Origin of the sequence: Enterobacter sp. CM29 (genome assembly GCF_013179605.1) — a bacterium.
Classification (GTDB): domain Bacteria; phylum Pseudomonadota; class Gammaproteobacteria; order Enterobacterales; family Enterobacteriaceae; genus Enterobacter; species Enterobacter intestinihominis.
The window spans coordinates 1-9,823 of record NZ_JABMCU010000172.1 but is presented as its reverse complement, the minus strand read 5'-3'; the positions used below and the strand labels follow the sequence as shown (position 1 = coordinate 9,823).

Here is a 9,823-nt window from a genome sequence, read left to right as displayed (position 1 = left end):
GCTGCTTTTCCCCAACCTGACGGTGCGGGAAAACATCCTGTTTCGTCTGCCGCGCGAACGAGATCGGGAAAAGCGGCTGGCGGAGAAACTCCAGCAGCTGCAATGTCAGCTTAATCTTGATGCCGCTGCCAGCACTCTGGAAGTCGCGGATCAGCAGATGGTGGAGATCCTGCGCGGGCTGATGCGCAACGCCAGAATTCTGATCCTCGACGAACCCACGGCATCGCTCACGCCGGGCGAGACCGAACGCCTGTTTCGCCAGATCCGCGCGCTGCAGGATCTCGGCGTTGGCATTGTTTTTATCTCGCACAAGCTGCCGGAAATTCGCATGATTTCGAGCCACGTCTCGGTGATGCGCGACGGCGCGGTGGTGCTGAGCGGCGAAACCGCGCAGTTTGACGATAACGCCCTGATCGCCGCGATGACGCCGGTCAGCCGGGAAAAGTCGCTAAGCGATACGCAAAAGCTGTGGCTGGCGCTGCCGGGCAACCGCCGAACCCAGGCGCAGGATTTCCCGGTGCTGCGGGTGGAGGATCTCACCGGGGAAGGGTTTATCGATCTCAGCCTTGAGATTTATGCCGGGGAGATTGTCGGTCTGGCCGGGCTGGTGGGGTCCGGGCGTACCGAGTTTGCCGAAACGCTTTACGGCCTGCGTCCGGTACGCGGCGGGCGGGTGTGGCTGGAGAACCAGGAAATCACCGCCGATCCGGTCAGTTCCCGTCTGGAAAAAGGGCTGGTTTATCTGCCGGAAGACAGGCAGGTGTCCGGCCTGTTTCTCGACGCGCCTGTCCGCTGGAACACGGTGGCGCTGAACGAGCCGTCGCTCTGGCAGCAGCGAAAGCGGGAGTCTGCGGTGGTGGAGCGTTACCACCGGGCGCTGGGGATCAAGCTCAACCATGCGGATCAAACCGTGCGCACGCTCTCCGGTGGTAATCAGCAGAAGGTGCTGCTGGCGCGCTGCCTGGAGGCTAATCCTTTATTGCTGATCGTCGATGAACCGACGCGCGGCGTGGACGTCTCGGCGCGCGCCGATATTTATCAGCTGCTGAAAAGCGTGGCGGCGCAGAACGTGGCGGTGCTGATGATCTCAAGCGATCCCGATGAGTTTCCCGGCCTCGCGGATCGGGTGCTGGTAATGCATCAGGGCGTGCTCAGCGGCGAGCTGCCGCGCCACGCCGTCAGCCTCGACCGGATGATGGCGCTGGCGTTTGGAGGGCAATCATGAAGATCTTACTGAAAAACCGCGAGCTGAGCGCGTTTCTCGCCATTCTGGCGCTGTTCGCCGTGCTGGTGGCGCTGAACCCGTCGTACCTGAGCTTACAGACGCTGGGGATGATCTTCGCCAGCTCGCAGATCCTGATTTTGCTGGCCATCGGCGCGGCGCTGGTGATGCTGACCCGTAATATCGACGTCTCCGTCGGCTCCACCGTCGGGCTGTCCGCCATTGCCGTCGGCGTGGCTCTCAACAGCGGCTACAGTCTGCCCGTTTCCATTCTCTTCGCGCTGACGATTGGCGCGCTGGCGGGGGCGTTCAACGGTTTTCTGGTGGTGGGGCTGCGCATTCCAGCGATTGTCGCCACCCTCGGCACGCTGGGGCTGTACCGCGGAGCGATGCTGCTGTGGACCGGCGGGAAGTGGATTGAAGGGCTGCCGCCGGGGCTGAAATCCCTCTCTGAGCCTGCCGCCGTCGGCATTTCTCCGCTCGGCATTGTGGTGTTGATAATCGTGGTTACAGGCGCGTGGACATTGTCGCGCACCGCCTTTGGCCGTGATTTCTACGCCGTGGGGGATAACCTCGCCGCCGCGCGTCAGCTGGGCGTGGCGGTGAACCGCACCCGCATGATCGCCTTTACCCTCAACGGCATGCTGGCGGCCTGCGCCGGGATCGTCTTTGCCGCGCAGATAGGCTTTGTGCCCAACCAGACCGGCAGCGGGCTGGAGATGAAGGCCATTGCCGCCTGCGTGCTCGGCGGCATTTCGCTGCTGGGCGGTACCGGCACGTTGGTCGGTGCGTTCCTCGGCGCGTTTTTCCTGACCCAAATCGATACCGTGCTGGTGCTGTTCAGGCTCCCGGCGTGGTGGAACGACTTTATCGCCGGGCTGGTGCTGCTGGGCGTGCTGGTGCTCGACGGGCGGCTGCGTCAGGCGCTCTCACGGCATCAGCGGGCGCTGAAATACAGCCGTTTCCAGCCGGGTAACAGAGGGGGAAAGCACGTCACCCCGTTTCCCAAACGCAACAAAGAGGTGGCGTAAATGAGGCTTAACTGGGAAAGCGCGCTGCTGATTTTACTGGTGCTGGAGATCCTGCTCTTCGGCGCCATCAACCCGCGCATGCTCGACATCAATATGCTGCTGTTCAGCACCAGCGACTTTATCTGCATTGGTATCGTGGCGCTACCGCTCACGCTGGTGATTATCAGCGGCGGGATCGACATCTCCCTCGGCTCAACCATCGGCCTGTGCGCTATCGCGCTGGGGGTGATGATGCAGGCGGGGTGGCCGATGGCGGTCGCCATCCCGCTGACGCTGCTGCTCGGCCTGCTGTGCGGACTGTTGAATGCGGCGCTGATCCACTACACCGGTATCAGCCCTTTAGTGATCACCCTCGGCACGCTCTACCTCTACGGCGGCGGGGCGCTGCTGCTCTCCGGCATGGCGGGCGCGACGGGCTACGAGGGGATCGGCGGCTTTCCGGACAGCTTCACGGCGTTCGCTAACCTCACGGTGTTGGGCCTGCCGATCCCGCTGGTGCTGTTCGCGGTGATTACCGCTTTCTTCTGGCTGATTACCCATCGCGGGCGCTTTGGTCGACATCTGTTTTTAATTGGCCAGAATCCGCGCGCGGCGCGCTATGCGGCGCTGTCGGTGAACGGTATGCCGTATGCGCTGTACGGCCTGGTGGGCGTGGCCTCGGCGATTGCCGCGCTGGTGATGGTCTCCTATTTCGGCTCCGCGCGTTCGGATCTGGGGCGCGATTTACTGATGCCTGCGCTCACCGCCGCCGTGCTCGGCGGAGCGAATATCTACGGCGGCTCAGGTTCGGTTGTCGGTACGGCGCTGGCGGCGCTGCTGGTGGGGTACCTGCAACAGGGTTTACAGATGGTTGGCATCCCCAACCAGGTGTCGAGCGCGCTGTCAGGGGCGCTGCTGGTTGTGGTGGTGATGGGGCGTTCGCTGAGTCTGCACCGTGAATGGGTGTGTTCTCTCTTCAGAAAACTATCCGGAGCGTAAGATGAAAACAAAACTGCTCGTCCTGGCAATGGCCCTCAGCTTCGCTTCGGCGCAGGCGGCGGACCGCATTGCCTTTATCCCGAAACTGGTGGGTGTGGGATTCTTCACCAGCGGCGGCAACGGCGCGAAAGAGGCGGGGAAAGATCTTGGCGTGGGCGTGACTTACGACGGCCCGACCGAGCCGAGCGTCTCCGGCCAGGTGCAGCTGATCAATAACTTCGTCAACCAGGGCTATAACGCCATCATCGTCTCTGCCGTGTCGCCGGACGGTCTCTGCCCGGCGCTGAAGCGCGCGATGCAGCGCGGCGTGAAGGTCCTGACCTGGGATTCCGACACCAAACCGGAGTGCCGCAGCATTTACATCAACCAGGGCACGCCGGAACAGCTGGGCGGCCTGCTGGTGGAGATGGCAGGCAAGCAGGTCACCAAACCGAACGCGAAAGTGGCGTTCTTCTACTCCAGCCCCACCGTCACCGACCAGAACCAGTGGGTGAAAGAGGCGAAGGCCAAAATCGAGAAAGACCATCCCCAGTGGCAGGTCGTCACCACGCAGTTTGGCTATAACGACGCCACTAAATCCCTGCAAACCGCCGAGGGGATCTTAAAAGCCTATCCGGATCTGGATGCGATCATCGCCCCGGACGCCAACGCCCTGCCGGCGGCGGCACAGGCGGCGGAAAACCTGAAGCGGGAAGGGGTGGCGATTGTCGGCTTCAGCACGCCAAACGTGATGCGTCCGTACGTTGAGCGCGGCACGGTGAAAGCCTTCGGCCTGTGGGACGTGGTGCAGCAGGGCAAAATTGCAGTCAATGTCGCCGATCGTTTGCTGAAAAAGGGCGATCTTAACCCTGGCGACAGCGTGGAGGTGAAAGATATCGGGACGCTGAAGGTCGAGCCGAACAGCGTGCAGGGCTACCAGTATGAGGCGAAGGGCAACGGCATCGTGCTGCTGCCGGAGCGGGTGGTGTTCACCAAAGAGAACATCAGCAAATACGATTTCTGACGGGGGAGCAAATGGCTGATTTAGACGACATCAAAGACGGCAAGGATTTTGGCATCGGTACGCCGCAGCAGAATGTGCCGTACACCCTGAAAGGCTGCGGTTCGCTCGACTGGGGCATGCAGTCCCGGCTTTCGCGCATCTTCAATCCGCAGAGCAACCGCACGGTGATGCTGGCCTTTGACCACGGTTACTTTCAGGGACCGACCACCGGCCTTGAGCGTATCGATCTCTCCATCGCGCCGCTGTTTGGCGAAACCGACGTGCTGATGTGTACCCGCGGCATCCTCAGGAGCCAGGTACCTGCCGCGACGAACAAACCGGTGGTGCTGCGCGCCTCCGGCGGTAACTCGATTCTGGGCGAGCTGTCTAACGAGTGCGTGGCGGTGGCGATGGAAGACGCGCTGCGCCTGAACGTCTGCGCGGTGGCGGCGCAGGTCTATATCGGAAGCCCGTTTGAACATCAGTCAATCAACAACATCATCAAGCTGGTGGATGCGGGGGCGCGTTACGGCATGCCGACGCTGGCGGTGACGGGCGTGGGTAAAGAGATGGCGCGCGACGCGCGCTATTTCTCGCTCGCCAGCCGCATCGCTGCCGAAATGGGGGCCCAGTTCGTCAAAACCTACTACGTGGACGAGGGCTTTGAAAAAGTGACCGCCAGCTGTCCGGTGCCGATTGTTATCGCGGGCGGCAAAAAGCTGCCGGAGCATGAGGCGCTTGAGATGTGCTGGCGGGCGATTGACCAGGGCGCGTCCGGCGTGGATATGGGGCGCAACATCTTCCAGTCCAGCGCGCCGCTCGCCATGCTGAAGGCGGTGAAGAAAGTGGTTCACGAGAATATGAGCGCCCGTGAGGCGTTCCAGTTCTGGCAGGAAGAGAAACAGGGAGAAGCAAAATGAACGTGACGCTGGTGGAAATCAACATCAAACCCGAGCGAGTGGATGAGTTTCTGGAGGTGTTTCGCGCCAACCACGAGGGGGCGATCCAGGAGCCGGGAAACCTGCGCTTTGACGTCTTGCAGGACCCGAGGGTGAAAACCCGGTTCTTTATCTATGAGGCCTATAAAGACGAAGAGGCGGTGTTGGCGCATAAGCAAACGCCACACTATCTGGCGTGCGTGGACAAGCTCGAAGAGTTGATGTCAGAGCCGCGCAAAAAACGCTGCTTTGTGGGGTTGTTGCCGGAGTAGCGTTTTGCCCGGTGGCGCTGCACTTACCGGGCCTACGGGGGGATGGTGCGGTGTTTGCCCGGTGGCGCTAACGCTTACCGGGCCTACGGGGGCGAGAGGAGGCGGTGTTTGCCCGGTGGCGCTAACGCTTACCGGGCCTACGGGTACGGGGGGGTTGATTTTGTAGGCCGGGTAAGCGAAGCGCCACCCGGCGTTGTTCACGCCAGCTCCAGCAACTGAACACGCGCCGTCGCGCCCGGCATCAGCTTTTGCAGATTGCTCACCAGCTCATCGCCAGCTTCCTGTAATGCCGCCAGCGGCATCGACGGCAGGCTTTCGAGAATAAACCACATGGACTGCGCCTGGCTGTCCAGACGCGTGCGTATCCCCTGTCGCCAGTTCCAGCGGCGGCAGGTGACGCCAAGATCGTCACGCCAGATAACTTCGCCTGGTTCCGGGTTTTCGACTACCGGCTCACCCTCTTTAAAGGTATCAAACGGCTCGCTGCCGTCGGCCAGCGTCAGGCGCGGCTCACCCGCGTAAGCCGCCAGATTTTCTCCCCCCACCGGAATAGCGTAGCGGATGCTGATGGCATTATAGATATCCACCACCGGGTCGAGCGGCGGCAGCGAACCATCTCTCATCACGCGCTTACGCAGAGCCGAGGCCGAGCAGGGCGTACGTTTGGGTTTTGCACCAAAGGCTTTAAACACCTCATCCCAGGCGGCGAGATGATTTTCTGCCCAGGGCACATCATCATTGAGCATCTGCTGGCAGACCTGCGCCAGCGCGGCGGGAGCAACCTCCGGTTGGGTGATCGGGGCGGCTTCAACCTGAATGCTCAACGCCCGAAAGCCGGGCGCGATCCCGACAAGTCGCGAATCTATTGACGGTGCTACAAGAGACATAAATAATCCTGTATTGACTGTTTTATACCATGGTAGTGACCAATGACTGATAAAGTCAATATAATGACCTACGCGGGCGCCGATGTTGCCCAGGTAAGCCTGGCCGTCGCGAACCGTATCCGCAGCTGGCGGAAAGAGAAAAAACTGTCGCTGGACGAGCTTTCTCGCCGCGCCAGCGTCAGCAAAGGCATGCTGGTGGAGATCGAAAAAGGGGCTGCCAACCCCAGCATTGCCATTCTGTGTAAACTGGCCGCCGCGCTTGGCGTTTCGGTCGCAGATATCGTTAATGTCTCCAGCGAGCCGCAGGTACACATTATTCAGGAAGAGGCGATCCCAGTTCTGTGGCGGGGCGCACAGGGCGGTTACGCCAGATTGCTGGCAGGCACCGCAGGCCCGGACATGATTGAGCTGTGGCAGTGGGAGATGCATCCGGGAGAAACGTTCACCTCTCCGGGACATCCGGCGGGAACGTTTGAGCTGCTGCACGTGAACGAAGGCGTATTAACCCTGACGGTGGACGAGACGGTGGCACAGGTTAATGCTGGCGCGTCGGCGGTGGCGAAAACGGAAGCGGCGCACGGCTATGCCAATGAAAGCGATACCGTGCTTCGCTTCACCATGACGGTGGCAGAGTTTCACCGATAAAAAGCAGCCCGGTGGCGCTGCGCTTACCGGGCCGACATCTGCAGTATGTTGTAGGCCGGGTAAGCGTAGCGCCACCCGGCGTTTTTTATGCCTCTTCCACGCTCACCCGCAGCGCCGCCAGCGCCTTACGCGCCGCCTTCAGCACCTGCTCACACTGCTCAATGGTGAGCGTCAACGGTGGCTCAATGCGGATGGTTTTCGAGTTGTTGAGCGTTCCCGCCACCAGTACCCGCTGGCGGAACATCTCGCTTGCGAAGCTATAACCGGTTTCGTTATCAACGAACTCAATCGCCATCAGCATCCCTTTCCCGCGTGCATCCTGTACCAAATCCGGGTATTCCCGGCCCAGCTGACGGAAGCCGTCCAGCAGCATGTCGCCTTTCTGCTCCGCCTGCGCAGGCAGGTTTTGCTCCAGCAGCACGTTGATGGTGGCCAGCGCTGCCGCACAGGCCAGCGGGTTACCGCCAAAGGTGGTGGTATGTAAGAACGGGTTGTCGAATAGAACCGAGAAGACCTCCTCAGTGGCGACCGTTGCGCCAATCGGCATCACGCCGCCGCCGAGCGCTTTCGCCAGGCATAAAATGTCTGGCTGAACGTTCTCATGCTCGCAGGCGAACATCCTGCCGGTACGCCCCATCCCGGTCTGCACTTCGTCGAAGATCAGCAGCGCGCCAAACTCATCGCACAGCTGACGCACGGCGGGCAGATAGCCCTGCGGCGGGAGGATCACCCCGCCTTCGCCCTGAATCGGCTCCAGGATCACCGCCGCCACGTCGTCGCCGGTTTTACGGCATTCACTCAGCATGGTGCGCATGGCGTTGATGTCGCCAAACGGCACGTGGCGGAAGCCCGGCAGCAGCGGCATAAACGGTTTGCGGAAGGTGGATTTGGCGGTAGCAGACAGTGCGCCCAGGGATTTCCCGTGGAACGCGCCGCTGGTGGCGATAAAGGTGAATTTCCCGCGCGGCGACTGGTACGCTTTGGCGAGTTTAATCGCCGCTTCGACCGATTCGGTGCCGCTGTTGCTGAAGAAGCTGTATTTCAGCTTACCGGGCGTTAAGGCTGCCAGCGTTTTCGCGAGCATGGCGCGAAGCGGATCGAGCAGTTCCTGGCTATGGAGAGGTTGTTTCGCAAGTTGATTCTGTACGGCGGAAACCACAACTGGATTACGGTGCCCCACGTTGAAAATACCAAAACCACCCAGGCAATCGATAAACTCCTGTCCCTGGGTGTCGACAAGCGTATTCAGACTCCCCGCTTGCCACTCTACGGCTCCGTAATCCCCGCCGGCGGTAACAGATTTGCGATACTCCAGAAAACCAGGATTCACATGCTCTTTAAAGTAATCAATGACCTCACGGTTAAGTTGTTTCATCTCCTCATGATCAAGCGTTCGCTTTTCAATGAGATTCAGTGCGTGCGCGGTACAGGCAAGAGCCGAGGCGCTGGAAGGTAACCTGTTCAAAATATGCTCCCGGGGATCGCGTATCACATGATACTGAGTTAAGTATTGCAGGGATTACGCCACCTCAGATGCCTTAACAAAAATCGGGATAAACGCCAGGTGAAATCAAAGTTGCACAATATTTAATCATGCCATCGCGCGCCGCACGGGATAAGGGATAACGAGCCGGGGATGGGGTTTCGTCAATTGCACTGCTCCAGGGCAGGAAATGCGCCTTAAGTGTGCGCCGGGGGATAATGCTTTGTAGGTAGTTTCGTGTTGAAAGTATTTTAAATCAATTAATTAGAAAAGCGTACGAAAAGTGCGGTTTAACCGAGATTTGCGATCTCAATCATATTTAACAACTAAAGATAAATTTTTTATCGCCGAAAAAACATAAGCCACAAAATTAACATTCAAATAACCTGCAAGGGATGCTCACTATGTCCTCTCCTGACTATGTCACCCAGAATGAATATCCGCTGGACGATGACACCACGCTTATGTCGACCACCGACCTCCACAGCTACATGACCCACACTAACGACACCTTTGTGCAAGTGAGTGGCTTTACGCTTCAGGAGTTGCTCGGGCAGCCGCACAACATTGTGCGCCACCCCGATATGCCGAAAGCGGCTTTTGCCGACATGTGGTACACGCTGCAAAAGGGCGAGCCCTGGAGCGGGATTGTCAAAAACCGACGTAAAAATGGCGATCACTATTGGGTACGCGCCAATGCGGTACCAATGGTGCGTAACGGCCAGATGACGGGCTATATGTCCATTCGTACCCGCGCCACCGAGGACGAGGTCGCCGCGGTGGAGCCGCTTTATAAGGCGCTCAATGAAGGACGTAGCAAAAAACGCATTCATAAAGGGCTGGTGGTGCGCAAAGGCTGGCTCGGCAAATTACCGGCGATGCCGCTGCGCTGGCGCGTGCGTAGCGTAATGGCGGTACTTTTTGCGGTGATGGCCGCAACGCTGGTTGCCAGTGCCGCAGGCTGGGCTTCGCTGGTGGCGGCAGCCGTGGTGATGCTGCTTGGCACCCTGGTGTTTGAGCAACAGATTGTCCGCCCGGTGGAAAACGTCGCAAGGCAGGCGCTCAGGGTCGCTACCGGCGAGCGTAACAGCGTGCAGCATCTTAAGCGCAGCGATGAACTGGGGCTGACGCTGCGGGCCGTCGGACAACTGGGGCTGATGTGCCGCTGGCTTATCAACGACGTCTCCAGCCAGGTGGTGAGCGTGCGCGACGGCAGCGACAGGCTGGCGCAGGGCAATGAAGATCTCAACGACCGCACGCGTCAGACCGTGGCTAACGTGCAGCAGACCGTGGCAACAATGAACCAGATGGCGGCGTCGGTGCAGAGTAACTCTGAGACCGCAGCCGAAGTCGACAAGCTGTCGATGGCTGCCAGCAGCGCGGCC

General features: G+C 60.0%; 10 protein-coding genes. 8 read left to right on the top strand and 2 right to left on the bottom strand.

Translation table 11 applies throughout. The features are described from left to right. The 6 genes from lsrA to lsrG form a co-directional block, all read left to right on the top strand. Window positions 1-1,225, top strand: a 1,225-nt coding sequence (gene lsrA, locus HP459_RS17970) for an autoinducer 2 ABC transporter ATP-binding protein LsrA (protein WP_171936580.1), incomplete at its 5' end; no start/stop codon positions are given. Then, on the top strand, window positions 1,222-2,253 hold the full coding sequence (gene lsrC, locus HP459_RS17965; RefSeq protein WP_171936579.1) for an autoinducer 2 ABC transporter permease LsrC: 1,032 nt from the start codon (window positions 1,222-1,224) through the stop codon (window positions 2,251-2,253). The genes lsrA and lsrC, both read left to right, overlap by 4 nt. Further along, the gene (lsrD, locus tag HP459_RS17960) at window positions 2,254-3,231 is read left to right on the top strand and encodes an autoinducer 2 ABC transporter permease LsrD (protein ID WP_045308012.1); all 978 of its coding nucleotides are present in this window, start codon (window positions 2,254-2,256) and stop codon (window positions 3,229-3,231) included. Window position 3,232: 1 nt separating this feature from the next. Beyond that, window positions 3,233-4,234, top strand: coding sequence for an autoinducer 2 ABC transporter substrate-binding protein LsrB (lsrB, locus tag HP459_RS17955; protein WP_045308011.1), 1,002 nt, complete (start codon window positions 3,233-3,235; stop codon window positions 4,232-4,234). Window positions 4,235-4,245: 11 nt separating this feature from the next. Continuing rightward, a complete protein-coding gene (gene lsrF, locus HP459_RS17950; protein WP_022649459.1) occupies window positions 4,246-5,133 on the top strand; it encodes a 3-hydroxy-5-phosphonooxypentane-2,4-dione thiolase in 888 nt (295 codons plus the stop codon). Further along, window positions 5,130-5,423: a (4S)-4-hydroxy-5-phosphonooxypentane-2,3-dione isomerase gene (gene lsrG / locus HP459_RS17945; RefSeq protein WP_022649458.1), complete on the top strand. Its 294-nt coding sequence runs from the start codon at window positions 5,130-5,132 to the stop codon at window positions 5,421-5,423. Before lsrF ends, lsrG begins: the two co-directional genes overlap by 4 nt. Window positions 5,424-5,620: 197 nt before the next feature. Here lsrG and HP459_RS17940 read toward each other — a convergent pair whose 3' ends face one another. Then, on the bottom strand, window positions 5,621-6,310 hold the full coding sequence (locus tag HP459_RS17940) for a B3/4 domain-containing protein (RefSeq protein WP_063150231.1): 690 nt from the start codon (window positions 6,308-6,310) through the stop codon (window positions 5,621-5,623). A gap of 42 nt (window positions 6,311-6,352) precedes the next feature. Between HP459_RS17940 and HP459_RS17935 the strand changes: the two genes are divergently transcribed. Further along, window positions 6,353-6,955 (top strand): helix-turn-helix transcriptional regulator, encoded by a 603-nt coding sequence (locus HP459_RS17935; RefSeq protein WP_063841066.1) that lies wholly within the window; start codon window positions 6,353-6,355, stop codon window positions 6,953-6,955. A gap of 85 nt (window positions 6,956-7,040) precedes the next feature. Here HP459_RS17935 and ygjG read toward each other — a convergent pair whose 3' ends face one another. Continuing rightward, the gene (gene ygjG, locus HP459_RS17930; RefSeq protein ID WP_022649457.1) at window positions 7,041-8,420 is read right to left on the bottom strand and encodes a putrescine aminotransferase; all 1,380 of its coding nucleotides are present in this window, start codon (window positions 8,418-8,420) and stop codon (window positions 7,041-7,043) included. 422 nt (window positions 8,421-8,842) lie between these two features. On the opposite strand from ygjG, the gene HP459_RS17925 reads away from it, so the two are divergent. After that, on the top strand, window positions 8,843-9,823 hold a 981-nt coding region (locus tag HP459_RS17925; protein WP_171936578.1), incomplete at its 3' end, for a PAS domain-containing methyl-accepting chemotaxis protein.